This window comes from Ruegeria sp. HKCCA5763 (assembly GCF_013034545.1).
Taxonomy (GTDB): Bacteria; Pseudomonadota; Alphaproteobacteria; order Rhodobacterales; family Rhodobacteraceae; genus Ruegeria.
In genome coordinates this window covers 35,621-52,383 of sequence record NZ_WQGF01000001.1, presented here as the reverse complement: position 1 = coordinate 52,383, position 16,763 = coordinate 35,621, and the positions used below count along the sequence as shown (strand labels likewise).

Annotated in this window: 11 protein-coding genes and 1 pseudogene; 6 read left to right on the top strand and 6 right to left on the bottom strand. The window is 52.3% G+C overall.

Annotation, left to right across the window (positions count from 1 at the left end; all coding sequences use genetic code 11):
- The first annotated feature begins 678 nt into the window (after window positions 1-678).
- Window positions 679-2,721, top strand: a pseudogene (locus GOV89_RS22740) (amidohydrolase).
- Window positions 2,722-3,040: 319 nt separating this feature from the next.
- On the opposite strand, the gene GOV89_RS00265 reads toward GOV89_RS22740, so the two are convergent.
- From GOV89_RS00265 to GOV89_RS00245, 5 genes are all read right to left on the bottom strand, one after another.
- Complete coding sequence (locus tag GOV89_RS00265; RefSeq protein ID WP_171237171.1) at window positions 3,041-4,714, bottom strand: alkaline phosphatase family protein; 1,674 nt, start codon at window positions 4,712-4,714, stop codon at window positions 3,041-3,043.
- 187 nt (window positions 4,715-4,901) lie between these two features.
- Complete coding sequence (locus GOV89_RS00260) at window positions 4,902-6,611, bottom strand: adenylate/guanylate cyclase domain-containing protein (protein ID WP_170756999.1); 1,710 nt, start codon at window positions 6,609-6,611, stop codon at window positions 4,902-4,904.
- 498 nt (window positions 6,612-7,109) lie between these two features.
- The gene (locus GOV89_RS00255; protein ID WP_170754812.1) at window positions 7,110-7,574 is read right to left on the bottom strand and encodes a CoA-binding protein; all 465 of its coding nucleotides are present in this window, start codon (window positions 7,572-7,574) and stop codon (window positions 7,110-7,112) included.
- A 3-nt stretch (window positions 7,575-7,577) separates the two neighbouring features.
- Window positions 7,578-7,943, bottom strand: coding sequence for a 2Fe-2S iron-sulfur cluster-binding protein (locus tag GOV89_RS00250; RefSeq protein ID WP_010437915.1), 366 nt, complete (start codon window positions 7,941-7,943; stop codon window positions 7,578-7,580).
- On the bottom strand, window positions 7,940-9,295 hold the full coding sequence (locus GOV89_RS00245; protein WP_171237170.1) for a selenium-binding family protein: 1,356 nt from the start codon (window positions 9,293-9,295) through the stop codon (window positions 7,940-7,942). The genes GOV89_RS00250 and GOV89_RS00245 overlap by 4 nt, the downstream gene beginning before the upstream one ends.
- Window positions 9,296-9,365: 70 nt before the next feature.
- On the opposite strand from GOV89_RS00245, the gene GOV89_RS00240 reads away from it, so the two are divergent.
- The 5 genes from GOV89_RS00240 to GOV89_RS00220 all read left to right on the top strand — a co-directional run bounded on the left by GOV89_RS00240 (window position 9,366) and on the right by GOV89_RS00220 (window position 15,840).
- The gene (locus GOV89_RS00240; RefSeq protein WP_171181690.1) at window positions 9,366-10,127 is read left to right on the top strand and encodes an IclR family transcriptional regulator; all 762 of its coding nucleotides are present in this window, start codon (window positions 9,366-9,368) and stop codon (window positions 10,125-10,127) included.
- Between the two features lie 96 nt (window positions 10,128-10,223).
- Window positions 10,224-10,577, top strand: coding sequence for a putative quinol monooxygenase (locus GOV89_RS00235; protein WP_170789612.1), 354 nt, complete (start codon window positions 10,224-10,226; stop codon window positions 10,575-10,577).
- 242 nt (window positions 10,578-10,819) lie between these two features.
- Window positions 10,820-12,580, top strand: coding sequence for an adenylate/guanylate cyclase domain-containing protein (locus GOV89_RS00230; RefSeq protein WP_171181692.1), 1,761 nt, complete (start codon window positions 10,820-10,822; stop codon window positions 12,578-12,580).
- A gap of 318 nt (window positions 12,581-12,898) precedes the next feature.
- Window positions 12,899-14,527: a murein L,D-transpeptidase gene (locus tag GOV89_RS00225; RefSeq protein ID WP_245223251.1), complete on the top strand. Its 1,629-nt coding sequence runs from the start codon at window positions 12,899-12,901 to the stop codon at window positions 14,525-14,527.
- A gap of 368 nt (window positions 14,528-14,895) precedes the next feature.
- Window positions 14,896-15,840, top strand: coding sequence for an aldo/keto reductase (locus GOV89_RS00220; RefSeq protein WP_171237169.1), 945 nt, complete (start codon window positions 14,896-14,898; stop codon window positions 15,838-15,840).
- A 141-nt stretch (window positions 15,841-15,981) separates the two neighbouring features.
- Here GOV89_RS00220 and GOV89_RS00215 read toward each other — a convergent pair whose 3' ends face one another.
- The gene (locus GOV89_RS00215) at window positions 15,982-16,656 is read right to left on the bottom strand and encodes an SOS response-associated peptidase (protein WP_171177383.1); all 675 of its coding nucleotides are present in this window, start codon (window positions 16,654-16,656) and stop codon (window positions 15,982-15,984) included.
- Window positions 16,657-16,763 lie beyond the last annotated feature (107 nt).

The window sequence follows — 16,763 nt, the reverse complement described above, 5'->3', positions numbered from 1 at the left end:
GATTTGCACGAACAGTATTTCCTTGCTTCCTTGAAAAAATTACCCTGTTAGCCATAAAAAATTTCCCTGTTTTTCTTTTAGGGAAATAAGTCTTACGCTATTGAAATTATGCGAAAATTTCGGGTTAAGACTGTCAAAAAGCCCAAAATCCAAATAAATTCCCTGTATTTTCCCTGTTAACAGGGAAAATCCGTGAGACCGGATAGCCAAAAACTGCCTGCACAGCCACCTTTATCCATTAAGTACATGTTTTTAATTTACTAAGTTACTTGTCGAGTTTTTCATTCCCACCAATATTCCCACCAGCGCCGTTGTTTCCGAGATTTGGCTTCTATCGATTGAACAATCGACTCTCGCCGATTCAAGATGGCCGTAGGGCGGGTCTAACAATAGGCCATGAAGGCACTAGACCGCGTAGATAGCCAAATTCTTACATGGTCGAAATTAGGAGTTTGTAAATTTGGACGTCCGCTATCCGCTCCTAAGCTGTCACCTGACCAAAAGACTCAGATGACTGCTTTGAGCCCAAAGCGGTCGGGCGTAGTCGCCATATCCCCACATCATTTTGATTGTGAAACTTGGCCCGCAATTCAAGATCGGCATTAATTTTCCTTTCTACCTTAGATCATCTCGATGCTAGGCTCAGACAAATTTCGTCTTACTGAGCACTGAAAAATTATGACCAAACTGAATGTCACCCGCCGCACTGCATTGACCATCCTTGGAAGCGCGTCAATGATCGCGATTTCTCATGCCACGTCTGCTCAAGCGGCCTCGTCATTGCAGGATTTTGGAAGCCAGCTCCAAACACTGCCCGAGATCACTGTCTACACAGCGCAGCGCGTCATCACCATGGAGGACAACGACCCGGCAATAAACGCTGTTGCTGTGGTCGGAGACCGTATTCTGGCCGCCGGTTCGCGCGACGCAATCGTTGATCGCATCGGCTCGCAGCCCTTTCGTTTGGACGATCGGTTCTCCGAGAAAGTCATCATTGCTGGTTTGATCGATCAGCACGTGCATCCTTTCCTCGCCGGATTGACCCTGACCTCCGAGATCATATCGATCGAGGATTGGAACATTCCGACTGGCTTTTCGGAGGCGGCAAAGGACGCGGAGGACTATCGATCGCGGTTAGAAGCTGCTGAAGCGGCTATGGATGATCCTGACGCCTTGCTGCTGACATGGGGGTACCACCATTTCTTTCATGGAGAAATCAGGCGTGCGCAACTCGACGAGATCAGCAGCACGCGTCCAATCATTATTGTTCACCGGTCGGCGCATGAGTTTATCTTGAACACGCCCGCGTTGGAAATGCTGGATATCACACAAGAGTACGTCGATGGATTTGAAGGCCTCGCCCGTGAGCAGTCGAGTTTCAAAGACGGTTATTTCTTCGAGGCAGGCATGTTCTCCGTTCTTCCGGCGGTCTCACCCGTTTTGGCAACTCCTGAACGCTTGGGCGCGGGCCTTAGACTGGCCCGCGAATACATGCACCGTGCCGGCGTCACTGTTGCCGCTGAACCGGGAGGTGTGCTGTCTCGACCTCTGCAGGATGCAACCAACGCGGTTTTTTCAGGACCCGATACCCAGCTCAGGACTTATTTCATACCTGACGGGAAATCTCTGGCCGCCTTGCACTTTCAAAATGGCTCGATGATTGAGGAGACGGAAAAGCTGCTGGATTGGGGCGAAGGCAAGACGGCGTTCATGCCGAAGCAGGTGAAACTCTTCGCGGATGGCGCTGTCTACAGTTTGGCCATGCAGGTCTCGGAGCCTTATGTGGGCGGTGATTTCCACGGCGAGTGGATCATGCAACCCGACGAGTTCAATCCCGTATTCGATGCATATTGGGACGCGGGTTACCAAATACATGTTCATCAGACCGGCGACCTTGCTGTCGATTTGATTTTGGACGCCGTCGAGCGAAACATGCGCCGGATGCCGCGAGCTGATCACCGTACGACATTGGTTCACTTTGGTTATGCGAGAGAAGATCAAACAATGCGGATCGCTGAGCTGGGCTGCATCGTCAGCGGCAATCCATACTACGTAACCGCGCTGTCAGATCGATAAAGCGAGCTTGGACTTGGTCCAGAACGTGCAGATGACATTGTGCCCCTTGGGCCAATTAAGGCCAACGGCATTCCGATCTCCTTCCATTCCGACGTACCAATGGCTCCCGGTGAACCGTTATTCCTAGTATGGGCTGGCGTAAACCGAACGACCTTCTCCGGCCGTGTCGCAGGTCCAGAACACCGCCTGTCGGTCGAAGACGCTTTGCGGGCTGTGACTATCGATGCGGCCCAATCCTTGCGATTGGAGGATGAGGTTGGCTCTATCGCTCCCGGCAAGTTGGCGAACTTCACCATCCTTGAAGAGGACCCATTCGAGGTGGAAGCCGACAAGATTAAAGACATAGGTATCTGGGGGACCGTACTTGAGGGTGACATTTTTCCAGTGTCAGACGACTTCGATCTCGACCGCGCGTCATTGTCGCCAAACCGGGATACAATAAATCCGCCAGCAAAGCCGCTGTATGCACTTGCTGATGTATCGGGCATTGCCCAGAAAGGCATGCTTGCCGGATGCTCGTGTTGCGCTTCACCCGTATCTCAGTCGTGCACGACATCTGCGGCGGGGCAAATCTCTGCAGTTAGCTGTTGCGGGACCAATGCTTTGGGGTGGGCCGTCGTGTCCGAATGGGCCTCCAAAGTTTAGATTGGAGCCAAGTTGAGATCGCGTAATCAAGTGTCCGGACTGTCCCGCATACCGGAAGTTGACCCAATTTTGCCGAACGTCCGGTCCTGTTGAAAGCAGACATCGTACACAGAAGGACCGATTTCGTGGACTTGAATGTCTGCTTATGCCGAAAGCGGTCGCTCCGGAATACTTGCGCAAGTTCCGCTTTGCGGACAAACCTGCCGTTCGTTGAGGTCACTCTCAAGATTTAGCCAAACTCGGGAGATTGGGCCAAAGATCACTGTTTTCTCCACGAAGATGCATCAACGTTGGTCGCTCGACTAATAGACAAGACCGCTTATGGATCTGTAACGCCAATCTCGCTCAATGCTTCACCCGCAGCACTGCTTGGCTGGCTGATACCTAAAATAGTGCTCAGAGTGACGGCCACGTCCACCGTGGAAACGGGACGGCTGACGCGAGTTGGTTTGATACCTGGACCCGCGAAAATGATTGGAACATGCGTGTCGTAGCGCCAAGGCGAACCGTGCATTACGGCAATTGGACCTTCCTCGAAGAGAAATGAATAAGGTGTCTGAACAACATAAATGTCGCCAGAACGTGTTGGGTGATAGTTTCGCCGAATGTGCTCCTCAAGGGTATGCCCTCGTTGTTCAGCAAACGGTTCAGTTGGCATCGCAAGCTCAATGCCCGGTGCAGCCATCAAGTTTTCGACGATGCGTCGCTCGATAACACGCCTGTCGGCGCCTGACGCTTCAATCGCGGCATTGTCCAGATATACGTAAGGACGAAAAAAGAACTGTATTGCGGATTCCACTCCGAACTCATCGGCGATGACCGAATTCAAATCTATCATCAATGCTTCGGTGGAGTTTCGGAATGTCGAAAGCCCGGCCTCGGCCATCTCCTCTGGCGCTTCCGGCATGCCATGGTCGGCGGAAAGCACGTACAGCACATTCGCACGCCCAACCTCTTGATCCATGAACTCAAAGAAATCTGCCAGTGTCTCATCCAAACAACGCACCATTTCTTCATTTTCTAGGCTGGATGGTCCGAAGAAATGGTTGGTTGCGTCTACACCTGAAAAACTGACGCTTAGGTAGTCGGGCCATTCGTCATTACCGAGCCCTTCCTCTTTGACCACAGTTTTCGCGAAATTGGCCGTGATCCGGTCCCCATGTGGCGACAACAAGACCTGTGTGTAGTAGAGACCGTCGTCCGGCTTCCCATAGAAATGCGGGAAAGTGCGACCGAACGTGCCAAGGTTCGTTACGAAGGAGCGTTCAATTCTTTCCATTATGTAAGGTGCGTCTGAACACTCCGGCCACCACTCACTTTCGATCTTCGCATCTGCGGGGCGCTTAGAGTTCCAATCGAGAACCCAATCAGGATACGCGTCGTAGTAAAATTCACTTGTTTCAAACGCTCCTGTGGCCGTCGACAACCAAAAAGCCTTTCCAGAGTGTCCCGCCATTGCAACCGCTGAACGGTCTTTACCAGATACGGAAAAAACTTTTGATCGCCCAACATTGGCTTTTACCAGTTCATCTCCGAAAGTCGTCGCCAACAAGTTAACGGGAGAACGTCCCGACGTCGCAGCGGCGGCTTGCGTCGGGTCGACTTGTTCAACGTTTCCACCGAAGCCAGGGACTGGCAACATCGGGTAGTCCGGATCTTCAATATTGTAACCCAATCGCTCTTCAGCCCTGTTGAACCAGGCATTACCAATCATTCCATGTTCGGAAGGATGGGCGCCAGTAGCGAGGGTCGCGTGACCAACGATGGTTTCGGTGTTGGCGTGACGATGATGAGCGTCAGTGTACCAGACGCCGCTTTCCATAAGCCTTTTGAAGCCGGCTTCGCCGAAGGCGGCCTCATAACGAGAAATCAAGTCTCCGCGCAGTCCATCAATTGTGATTTGCACAACGAGGCGGATGTCTTCCGTTGCACTAGCTGCCGTCGTGGAAATTGAAAAAAGAAGTGTTGAGACTAAGGCAAATGATCGCTGCATCTATGACCTCATAGAACTATCCAATTCTCTAAATACCAGCATCTGCGTCCACCGACTACTGAGGGTCATTAAGAAGCTCTTTTGAACTTCCGCTTTGGGCTCGAAGCAGTCGTTCGCCGTGCGGTACAGCAATGACCGCTCTGCGGACGAAGCCGCCGGACTGCATAGCCTGCTTGATTTTGTTTTCTCAGATTGGAAGGCCTGCTCTTAGCCATCCATCCCTCCATTGCTCCGAGCATTCGGGAACGCTGAAAATGGGGAGTCTCGTTTGTTCTTTAATGTCTAGATCCGGACGAAGCTCCTTCAGTTCAGATACCGCAGCCCTCGCTGACTCTAGGTCTCCGTTTTGAGCCAAGGATGCGATGAGCATGAGATGCGTAATCACGAATTTCGCCCTAATGGCCAAGGCGTTTCGATTGGCCTCAACGGCTTCAGCATAGCGGCCAAGTTGGAAAAATGCGGAGGCCTGCCCGACATAGGCTGCGTGCCGCATCGGATCTTTCGGACTGAGATTGATTGAGTGTGTCGCGTGTTCCAGGGCTTCTTCGGGTCTGTCGAGAAAACTCAGATTGATGCTAGCGAGCATGTGAACGGTCGCAGCGTTTGGATTTTCGGCCAATGCTTGTTTGAAAACTGCGCGAGCTCGCGGCAAGTCTTGTGCAAGCATAGAGATCGAGTGTGCGGCGTAGGCCAACGCAATTCCATCTGCGCGATCGCTCAACAATACACGTTCTGCTGCAGCAACAGCTGCCTTCGGCCCTTCGTCAATCGGTTTCAGTCCTTGCACCATCCTTTGGATATGCAACCACGCAAGTAATCCAGCTGCCGACGAATAATCAGGATCGCGCTCCAACGCCAGACGCGTAAGGCGAATGGCCTCACGGTTGTCTTCGTCCGTCAGCAGGTGAAAATGTGACTGGGCCCGAAGATAAAGTTCATAAGCGTCGAGATTTTCTGTCGGTTTCGCCCGAGCGCGAACTGTCTCGGCACGGCGAACGGACGGTTCGATCGCCGTAACAACTTCCTGCGTGACCTGATCTTGAAGGTCAAAAACATCGTCCAGCATCCCATCGAAACGATCGGCCCAAAGATGACTGCCATTCTCTGCATCAATTAGCTGTCCTGTTATCCGAAGACGCTGGCCTGCGCGCCTTACCGAACCCTCAAGCACATACCTCACGCCGAGCGCCTGCCCAACTTCGCGAATGTCGGTGCTCTTACCTTTAAAAGTAAAAGATGAGTTTCGCGCTACGACCATCAACCAACGAAAACGAGACAACTCTGTTATGATGTCCTCGGTAATTCCATCAGCGAAAAACTCTTGTTCCGGGTCGCCTGACATATTGTCAAACGGCAGCACAGCAATACCGGGTTTCTCAGATTTGACAGTTGCACTTGTAGCCGTCGAACCGACAGGCCACCGCCACACGCCAACTGGGCGTGCAATGTTCTTCAACTCAGTCTTCCGACCGCCAGAGAACGAGGCGGCGGCTTTCCGGTCTAGGCTGTTGTGTGCTGTGTCTGAAAGCAATATCTGCCCCGGTTCCGCTAATGCCTCGAGACGTGCAGCTATGTTGATACCGTCACCGAATATGTCATCGCCTTCCGAAACTACTTCCCCTGTATGTATGCCGATGCGGACTTGAATCTCCTGTGGTCGGTCAGCCGTCTGAACAGCAATCGCGCATTCTGTCGCAGCCGATGCGGAGCGAAACTCAGCAATCCAGCCGTCACCCATGCTTTTGATCAATCGCCCTTCATGAATAGCCAAAGCGGGCATTAGATGATCCTCACGGAAAGCCTTAAGCGCTTTGAGTGTTCTGTCCCTATCCTGATCCATCAACGCCGAGTATCCAGCGACATCAGCCGCCAGCACAGCCGCAAGCCTCTTTTCCATGTTTCTCTCCCCGCTTGTTGGAAGCTAGCCTGCAGAGAGAGCACTGTCAGCCCGGTATTTAGAGCAAAGTGGTCCCATCAAGAAAGCGCGATCGCTTTGGGCTTCCAACAGACACGGGAGCCCGTGCAGCATGTGTGATCACAAGGCGCCCTGCCCTTCGAGGACGACCAAAAGCGGCCGTTTGACCTTGACCTCTGTCGCCGCGGTGCGGCCCGTCAAAGGAGATACTCGTTGCACGAGTGAGGCTGGAAGAGGGACGGAGGTCCGAAGAGCGCACAAAGCTGCCGTTCGCCGCTGCGCGGCGCTGGGATGTAACCTGAATATCTGGTTCGTGGACAAGGTGGCCGTTGGTTCTATATACAAAACGGCCATTCTTGGGTTTAGAGTATGCGGATTTCGTAAAGCGGGCAGGATTATTTGTCTTCTCTTCCGTAAGCACAATATCTCAATTGGCACCCTTATTGGATGTTGAGGAGGCAGCTACCAATCGAATTTCCATCATATCTTTAGGTCCAGGCGCGGCTTCCAAAACGGGCGGAAGAGTTCAATCTTGGGGCATCGGTTCATCACGACTTTAAGGCCCGCCGCTTCAGCGAGTTGCGCTGCTTTGTCGTCGTACACACCGATTTGACCCCAAAGAACTTTTGCCCCGATTGCGATAGCCTTCTCGGCAAAGGCATAAAACTCTTCCTTCGGGCGAAAAACGTCTACCATATCAACATGTTTGTCGATCTCTTCCAGCGAGTGGTAGACCTTGAGCCCTCTAATTTCCGAAACATTCGGGTTAGGATTCACCGGTAGAATATCATAGCCGATTTCACTCAGCTGTCGCAGAACGCCATAGCTGAATTTCGTTTTGTCCGCGCTAGCCCCCACCATTGCAATGGTTTTAACCGACTGCAGGATGTCGGCGAGGTATTTGGGGTCGTAATCGTAGATGCGGTCGATATCTGCTTCGGGCATCGGTTAACCTTCCTTCGGCGTCGCAATGTCAGCCTTGAGTTCGTGGGGTTTGAGAGGGTCGAGAAACGGATTGCGGTACAGCTTGTCATGGCTCTCGACCCCGATCTCAAGCGTGATGTCGGATGTCGGACGTGCCACGCAAAGGATCACATAGCCGTTCGCGATTTGCCGATTATTCAGCGCAACCTGTCGGCGTTGATCGATCGCGCCAGTCTGTAGTTTTGCCGCGCAGGTAATGCAGCCGCCATACTTGCACCCAAAAGGCAAGTCGACGCCCTGTTCTCTCAGCGTTTCCAGAAGTGGCCGCCGCGCATCCACACAGTATTGCGCGCCATCTCTGTTCGCGATCGTCACGGTATACATAGTCATAGCCAGATGTCGCTTGTGCAATCACCGCCCGGATACCGGCTCTCGTGACAGCGCGATGGACCATTCGGTTCTTTGCCAAAGTCCACAATGAAATCCTCGTTGATCTTCATACCACCGTTTTCAGGGTCGCAATCGATCATCACCATAACCCCGCCTTTTTCGCGGATATCGGGATAGAACTGGTTATCCCAAGTCGAGAACAGCGAGGTCGTGACATAAAGCCTTCGTCCGTCGAGAGAGAGCTGGAACATTTGCGGGCCACCCGCGACCTCGACCCCGTTAACGATCGGAGCTTTACCCAAAAGGCCCCCCATAAACACTTGGCCTGTCAGCTTGGGATTATGCGGGTCGGTGATGTCATACTGGCGCATATCTCCATGCAGCCAATTGTTCAGGTACAAGTATTTGTCGTCCATCGAGACCAGGATCGCCGACATAACCCCCGGCAACGGGATCGGCCATTCGGGGTGCATCTCGTTTTCCACGTCGATGATCTTTTCCCACCGCCACTTTTTAGCATCGTCTTGCCACCAATGGATCACATTGGTCGAAAGAGCTGCGCCACAGAACCCATGCGTGCTGTCGGGGTCATGGTGGAACTTGACTTCCAGTGGCAACAGCCCGTCTTCACCCAAATAGAAGCTTTCGACCGGTTCGCGCTTTTCAAAATCCCAAAAATGCAGCTCCCGCCCATATTTCAGATGGCCCACTTCTTCCAGATCGAAGCCTGGCATGAAGGTATTGGGCGCAGCCCATTCGGAACTGACCATCACGTTGTGGCGTGGTTGGTACCAGAAGTCATAGCCGAATTTGATTTCGCCCATCGAGGTTTCCCAGCGACCGACGATGTTGAACTCTTTGTCGAGATGCAGATAGCCTCCAGGAGCCTCACCCTTGGCATTTCCAAGGAAGGAAATGATGATTTCCGAGCCCAAACAATGCACCGTATGCGGGCCCGATAAATCTGCCTTGGCCTTGATTTCGGCCCCGTCGATGACCTTATGCAACCGCGGCGCACGCGGGTCAGTGGCTGTATCAACGATGTGAAGGTTGTTAGAGCGTACACCCGGCAGGATCAGGTATTTGCGGGACATCGAGCCGTCGTCGTGACAGGACGAACAGGCGTTCCACCCCATGTGGTGAAGCTCGTCCCCAATCCCCGGCATTTCCAGCCTATGGATTACCTGAGAATAGGTCGGGCCGTCAGGGTCGACATCCACTGTAGCAAGGTAATCAGGTTTCTGGATCCCTGTCCCGGTGTAGATGGCGATCGTGTAGAGTAGCTTTTCGCGGGGGGCTTTGATGGCTTCTTGCGGACTCTTGAAGCCCGGTCCACAGCATTGTCCATCCATCGTATGCTCCTCCCTTGATTCCCCAAATTGTATCGTATATCGAAAACTTAGTTATCATAAAGTGAGAAAAATGCATCTCGAACGATTAGCGCTGGTTTTGGAAATCGTGGGTCAAAAAGGACGTGCGTCCGTAGCGGATATCTGTGCTCAGTCCGATATACCTAAACCGACGGCCTACAGGCTGGTTCAAGACCTTGTTTCGTCCGGCCTCCTTGAATCACCAACCCGCGGAGAGTTCGCGATTGGGAATAGGCTAAAGCGTATCACGTTGAGCGATCACTCTGATCCCGCTCTTTTGCAAGTGATTGCGCCTGTCCTATCTAGCGCCGCGAATGACTATGGCGCTGCGTTTTTCTTGTCTCGGCTACGGGGCCATTGGGTCGAGATTATTCATGTGGAGACACCGCAGACGGGCGTGTCTTTTCTTCATCCAGGTATGGGCAAACGACCAATGCACGCGTGCTCTTGCGCCAAGGCAATCGCCGCCGTTTCGCCTGAACTGCTGTCTCAAGACCGATTGGATGGGCAGCTTAAGCAGTACACAGATCGCACGATTGCAGACCCCAAGGATCTGGCCGCGGAACTCGATGTCATTCGAGCCAAAGGGTATGCCGAATGTGTTGAAGAGCTCGAGCGCGGAATCAGTTCTGTCGCTACAACGCTGACCAAGACAGGTGTTGGTGCGACGCTTTCAATCGGCGCTACGGCGTCTCTTCGGGTGTTTACACCTTCCGAGCGAGAAAAGATTGGCCATACACTTATCACAATGTCACACGAACTTGCTCGCGCGCTAGGATGGGGTGAAGCAGATAAAGAAAGGATACCCGCTTAGGTTCATGGGTATCGCAGTGCTGTAGATTAACACCATCCAGCAGGACAGGTGTGATTTGCGACATTCGCCGCTTTTAGATCAATGAAGGAGACAAATATGGAAGATGCAATGTTTGGTGGGTTCTTCGTGATCAACGTAAAACCTGAGTATCGGCAGCCCTTTTTGGACGCCAGCATCTTCCAAGCGCAAAATGTTGTCAGTGAAGAACCTGAAGTCTTTCAGTTTCATATTATGGTGGATGAAACAAACCCAAATCGTTTCTATTTCTACGAAGTGTTCAGGAACGAAGCCGCGGTCCAGGATCATTGGGAATCTGAAACTTTCAATAACTGGTTAAACACCGTCCGAAAGATGCTGGATGGTGAGATCGAACTTGTTGCCAGGATGCGCTCGCTTTTTCCGACGCCAAAAGGTTTCGAGGCGCAAAAAACAAGCCTGCTACTATGGTAAAATTAACCGACGTTTGAAGCTATCGCCGGTGCGAGAAAATTATGAGATTTGGTGCTTGTCCGCTTTGAGCTCGATGCGGACCTTCGCTGCAGTAGATCTGAACGACTGCTCAGCGGACTTCGCCGCCATTGGCCCGCTTTCACCGAAGGACCGTAGATAGCCCAAACCGGACATTTTCGAAAGTTGGCACACTACTACCGAACTTGATAGATTCGAAAAAAGGTTGCTATTGGGAAATGCGCATGACACGCCGACTTGCCGCCATACTTGCCGCCGATATGGTCGGCTACTCACGGCTTATGGCGGCTAACGAGGCGGGAACACTTGCTCGTCTCAAAGACCTACGCCGGGACATCATCAATCCAGGTATCGAAAGTACCGGAGGTGAGATTATAAAGCTTACCGGTGATGGCCTGTTTGCACTTTTTAGCTCGGTCGTTTCTGCCGTTGAGGCCGCAGCGACGCTCCAGAAGGCGCTGCACGCCGCCGAAGCCGAGAGCCCCACCGAAAGCCGGATCAGCTTCCGAATAGGCTTGCACATTGGAGACGTAATCTTGGACGAGGGCGACATTTATGGCGAGGGTGTTAATCTTGCCGCCAGACTCGAAGGCGTCGCTGACCCAGGCGGTGTCATTCTGTCTGACGACGCATGCCGGCAGGTTCGAGGCAAAATTGAACACGACATCATAGACCTTGGCGAAGTAGCGCTCAAAAACATCTCCAAGCCAGTTCGCGCCTACAAATTGGCGATGGAGGACGAATCTGGTTCCACGCAATACCAATCGCAACCCACTGACAAACCCTCAATCGCTGTCTTGCCCTTCCAGAACATGTCCAATGATCCAGAACAGGAATACTTCTGTGACGGCGTTTCCGAAGACATCATCACAGAGCTCTCGCGCTTTCCCGAGCTTTTCGTCATCGCCCGCAACTCCTCGTTTTCGTTCAGGGGTCGCCCCGTCACCCATATAGATGTCGCTCGTGAACTCGGTGTTCGCTACATGCTAGAGGGCAGCCTCCGTCGAGCCCAAAACCGCGTGCGCATTACTGCCCAACTCATCGACTGCACAAATGGAGCTCATGTTTGGGCTGAGCGCTACGACCGCACGCTAGACGACATCTTCGCGTTACAGGATGAGATTACACGCAGCGTGGTCGGCGCCATCGCCCCCCAGATATCCATTGCCGAAATAGATCGCGCGTCTGTGGCTCGAGATATCGACTTCAACTCCTACGACCTCTCGCTACGTGCAATGGCGATCTTCTATGCAGGAGGCTTCTACTCTCAGGAAAAGTTCGATGAGGTCATATCGGCCTCTGATCGCGCCATTGATCTCGACCCACGCAATGTCCAGGCGCATTGGATCAAAGCGTTTGCCTACTTGATGCGTTATCTATACCAGTTCGATGAGGACCCCACCGAAAACCTGGGCCTAGCTGAGAAAAGCGTTGAACCTCTGTTTCTTGGTGGTCAACTCGACCCTCGCGCCTTATGCGTTCGCGGTGTGGTTCGTCATTTCCGTGGGGATTTTGACGGGGCCAACGCCGACTTCAGTTTGGGCTTCACACTGAACCCGAACTTTGCCCGGAACATCTTCTTCATGGCCTGGCATGAGTCTTTGGTCGGCCGAACCACAGAGGCGCGCGAACATGCCCACCTTGCCCTCCAGCTTTCCCCACGCGACACTGATCTCTGGGTAGGAGACGCCTATCTGGCGCTCGCCCAAGCTGCCTTCGCCGACGCTGATTTTGAAGACGCAATGCATTGGGGTGAGCGCGCGATTCAGATGACGCCGCGTGCGCCGATCCGCCGGGCTCTTATGATCGCCAGTGCCGCCCACCTCGGGCGTGCCGAAGCAGGCCTGCCACATGAGCAGGCGCTAGCGGATTTCGCCCCAGCGTTCCTAGACAGCATTGTCTCCGGCGCTTTGATCCTCTTCCGTCTACACGAACACAACGCGCTTTTGGTCGAAGGCCTGAAGAAAGCTGGTGTTAAGCCGTAGAGTTGTTCCAAATGCCAAAGCTCGCAAACTACCGCAGACAAAACGTGCCAAAGGTAGATCCAATTTTGGCGCACTGTTCTCGAAAGGTTCTAAGCAATCGCTCATTGCTTCAATCGGCAACAACTGTTTCAGCCCAAAGCGGACGTTCTCAAGTTTTCACCCGCCGTCTGTTCTACGGGCAACGCAGCCATTCGCAAAAAATTGTCGTCGATGCGGCGCGAGCATGATCCGAGACCAATAAATTCCAATTTGATTATACATAATGTTGAAGTATCCTCCGACGAAGAAACGACATATAGATTGAAGGTGACGGAGCGGATGGTAAAAGGTCTCAAATCAGCAGTTGCAACTGTACTGACTGCAACGCTGATGACATGCCCCAATTTAGGCGCAGCAGACCAAGTCTCGGAGCAGATAAAAGCGCTGCTACGGTCAAATACGAATGCGAGTAGCACACTTTCTAACAATAAGAGTTTGGACGCAGAAATCCTTGTACCTCGTTTCTATTCAGACAGAGAATTTGCGCCAGCTTGGACAAGTTTTGAATTGGTCGACGAACTATTTCAGGAGTTGGATGGAGCAATTGATCAGGGCTTTACGCCGAGTGACTTCAAGCTAGAAGGGCTTCGAACCGCTTTCAAAGACTCACAGGGTGGCGATGCCTCAAATAAAGCGCTGTTCGATATTTTGGCGACCGACGCAGCAGTAAAACTCGTGCATCATTTGGTTTTTGGAAAAGTCGATCCAAATGCATTGGATAACGATTGGAACTTCTCAAAACCAGTAATTCAACAAGACCCTTCCATTGTATTGAGCCAATTTCTTCAAGGTGAAGGCTTCAGCGCTTTGATTGAACGTATCGATATCGAAAATGCGCAATATACGATGCTCGTTGATGCATTGCGCAAATACAGAGCTATTGCATCAAAGGGAGGCTGGAACAAAGTTCCCGAAGAAACGGTTCTGAAGCCGGAAATGGTGGATTCTGCCGTCGCCGAACTGCGTAAAAGGCTAGCGGCAGAAGGCTACGAGGGAACAAATGAATTTCAAGAAATCAGCCAAAACGGCATAAATCCAGCTTGGGTTTATGACGATTACTTGGTGCAACTTGTAAAAACCTTTCAAAATCGTCACGGCCTGGAGGCAGATGGCGTCGTTGGTGGTAAGACCTTCGCCTCTCTCAACAAACCTGTCGAAGACCGCATAAATAAGTTGCGCCTCAGCCTGGAACGGGGCCGTTGGCTCATGCGGGAAATCGACGAGGAGTTCGTGCTGGTAAATATTGCAGGCGCTCGTACTTACTTGGTCACATCTGGCGGGACGCTTTGGACCACCCGGTCAATCACAGGATCAGCCTACCGCAAAACCCCAGTGTTCCGAGATGAAATTGAATACATGGAATTCAATCCGACTTGGACCGTTCCCGCCTCGATTTTTCGGAAAGACAAGCTTTCGCGGATCCGCAAGGATCCAGCCTATCTGGCGCGCAACAATTACGTAGTTCGTAACAAAGACGGGCAGACAATTCCTGCCAACGCTGTGAACTGGGGAGCAAAGAACCCCGCCGTCACTTTGGTTCAGCAGCCGGGCCCAGACAATGCGTTAGGTTTAGTCAAGTTCATGTTTCCTAATAAATACGCTGTGTACTTGCATGATACCAACGACCGCAGTCTTTTCGACCGAAATGAGCGGAACCTAAGTTCCGGCTGCGTTCGTCTTGAGTATCCGTTCGAATTTGCCAGCCTTTTGATGGAGGGAGAGCCCGACTGGAGCCGGCAAAAGATGCAATCAATTTTGGATAGCGGGAAGACAACGCGAGTTAACCTACCCGAGCCCATGCCGGTCCTTTTGACCTATTGGACTGCTTGGGTCGAAGATGGGGCCGTTCATTTCCGTGAGGATCCATACGAACGAGATGCTCGAATTCTTGCTGCCTTGGACCGATGAACACGACATCCTCAAAGAAATGCGCAATCCCATTTTCAAACTGCAATAGTTGTCGTCACCAAAATGAACCAGCGCAGCTGCGTTCAGGACTCGCAAGCGCTCAACGCGCGGAGCAGCGCCGAGTGGCCGCTCTGGGCGGTCTACTAGACTTTGCAATGCCCGGTTTCTGAGAGAAGCAGACATTGGAGAGAGTTGCGCGGAATGACAGCTCTGCGGACATTTCTGCCATTCGCGAAAAAGCTTTGTGAATTTTCGGCTTGAACGATTGCGTTGAGGCCGGAGAGTAACTCCAGCGACAAGCCTGACTTGTTTTAAATAAATTACTCGCGCAACATCTGCGAATGTCCGGAACCAATTGGGAGGTTGGCATGGCGGAGCTAAGCGAAATTGGTAAGACAGGTATACGGGTCCCTCGCATCGGGTTTGGATCGACGGGGTTGGGAAGTATCCCGGAAATCTATGGGTATGAAGTTGAGGAAGACCGCGCGATTGATACAATTCGGGCAATTCTTTCGCAGCCAAATGCGTTCCTGGACACATCCCGTTGCTACGCCATGGGACGAAGTGAAGAGCGCATAGGAAAAGTCATTCGTGAGCTTGGTGGTTGGCCGGACGGGCGAGTGCTTTCCACCAAAATCGACCGGCACATGGAAACCGGTGCTTTTGATGCTTCTCAGGCACGTAGATCATTCGAGGAAAGTCTTACGGCCCTAAGCGTCGACAGCGTTGATATACTCCACGTCCATGATGTCGAATATGCAAATGACCTATCTGAGGTTAAAGGACGGGGCGGCGCGATTGAAGAGTTGTTCCGTATCAAGGAGGAAGGTCTTGCAAAGGCGGTCGGAATCGCGGCGGGACGTATCGACTTAATGATGCCAATTTTGGAGGGTTGGGATTTTGACGTGGTCCTGACACACAACAGACATACGCTAGTGAACGATAACGCGGCACCTCTGATAGAACTCGCGAAATCACGAGGCGTTTCGATATTGAACGCAGCACCTTATTCCGGAGGTGCACTTGCCCGAGGAAGCGCGATCCATCGCTTTTATGTCTATCGTCCTGCAGGTGATGAAGTACTTGCGCCAATTCGTGCCGTTGAAGAGGTATGCGGGCACTACGATGTCCCAGTCGGGGCGGTCGCGTTGCAACACTCTTTGAAAAATGACGACATCATTTCGACCGTTTGCGGAGTGACATGGCCTCAGCATGTTCAACAGGCAATGGAATGGGCAGAGTGGTCCATCCCTGAAGGCGTTTGGGAGGAACTCGCTGAACTCGAAAAAACTTCGAGCGACCCAGAAGCTTAGAGTCGATTTTCGGATAGGATACTGTTCTGCCAATTGACCGCTTTGGGCTTGATGCAGACATCTGACAATAATCGTCGGATGTCCGAGTTGAGATCGTAAGCGGACATTCATTGATCGGAACTCTCTCAAACACCGTACCGTTCAAAGACTAGTGTCAGACTTTTCTCCTTCGCCCGATCTGACGATATCCATCTCATCTGAGGCATAGGGCTTTAGCAGTTCAAAGGCCTCCGCGGCGCTGCCACTTAACCAGGCCTCATAATCACTAGGACAGAGTATGACTGGCATTCTCTGCGGATGTATCGGACGCACAATGTCATTCGCTGAGGTGGTTATCACAGTATACGCTGGAACCTCTTCTCGCCCTTCTTTGCCTTCGTATCGCGATACTTGCCACATCCCGGCAAACGCAAATGGTGGGCGAGCCCCGGATCCTTTGAGCGCGAACCAGTGGTATGTCGCTGGATTGCGCCCTTGCGCCTCGCAAAACGAGCTTGCAGGTACGAGACAACGGCGCTCTACGAAACTGTTCTTCCACAGCCCGCTCTTCAGGACCTTGTCGTCACGCGCATTGTTCCAGGCATGAGGTTGCAAGATGGCGCCAGTCTTTTTTGATTTCTTGGTCGTTCGAAACCCCCAGGACAGAGACACGAGTTCACGCGCCCCGTCTTGGTCCTTCCTGACAATGGGCGCCATGTGCTTTGGGTAGATTGCTGGAAGCGGTTCCGCGTTTCCGAGCCTGTCTTTTTCTACAGCGACGTCGAATAGCTGGCGCATCGCATCTGCCGGTGTCGTATTCGAATAGAGGTTACACATTAATCTGCCTCACTTACCTTAGCGTCTACGAAAAATAAGTGGCGAACAACAGTTCAGCCCACGATGGCGGAAGCTACGGCTTCGCTAATCCTGAATGCATTTGTACA

What these genes read in the sequence shown, in the direction of transcription:
- GOV89_RS00265 (WP_171237171.1), bottom strand. Translation starts at nt 4,714, where the DNA reads ATGCAGCGATCATTTGCCTTAGTCTCAACACTTCTTTTTTCAATTTCC.
- GOV89_RS00260 (WP_170756999.1), bottom strand. Translation starts at nt 6,611, where the DNA reads ATGGAAAAGAGGCTTGCGGCTGTGCTGGCGGCTGATGTCGCTGGATAC.
- GOV89_RS00255 (WP_170754812.1), bottom strand. Translation starts at nt 7,574, where the DNA reads ATGCCCGAAGCAGATATCGACCGCATCTACGATTACGACCCCAAATAC.
- GOV89_RS00250 (WP_010437915.1), bottom strand. Translation starts at nt 7,943, where the DNA reads ATGACTATGTATACCGTGACGATCGCGAACAGAGATGGCGCGCAATAC.
- GOV89_RS00245 (WP_171237170.1), bottom strand. Translation starts at nt 9,295, where the DNA reads ATGGATGGACAATGCTGTGGACCGGGCTTCAAGAGTCCGCAAGAAGCC.
- GOV89_RS00240 (WP_171181690.1), top strand. Translation starts at nt 9,366, where the DNA reads ATGCATCTCGAACGATTAGCGCTGGTTTTGGAAATCGTGGGTCAAAAA.
- GOV89_RS00235 (WP_170789612.1), top strand. Translation starts at nt 10,224, where the DNA reads ATGGAAGATGCAATGTTTGGTGGGTTCTTCGTGATCAACGTAAAACCT.
- GOV89_RS00230 (WP_171181692.1), top strand. Translation starts at nt 10,820, where the DNA reads ATGACACGCCGACTTGCCGCCATACTTGCCGCCGATATGGTCGGCTAC.
- GOV89_RS00225 (WP_245223251.1), top strand. Translation starts at nt 12,899, where the DNA reads ATGGTAAAAGGTCTCAAATCAGCAGTTGCAACTGTACTGACTGCAACG.
- GOV89_RS00220 (WP_171237169.1), top strand. Translation starts at nt 14,896, where the DNA reads ATGGCGGAGCTAAGCGAAATTGGTAAGACAGGTATACGGGTCCCTCGC.
- GOV89_RS00215 (WP_171177383.1), bottom strand. Translation starts at nt 16,656, where the DNA reads ATGTGTAACCTCTATTCGAATACGACACCGGCAGATGCGATGCGCCAG.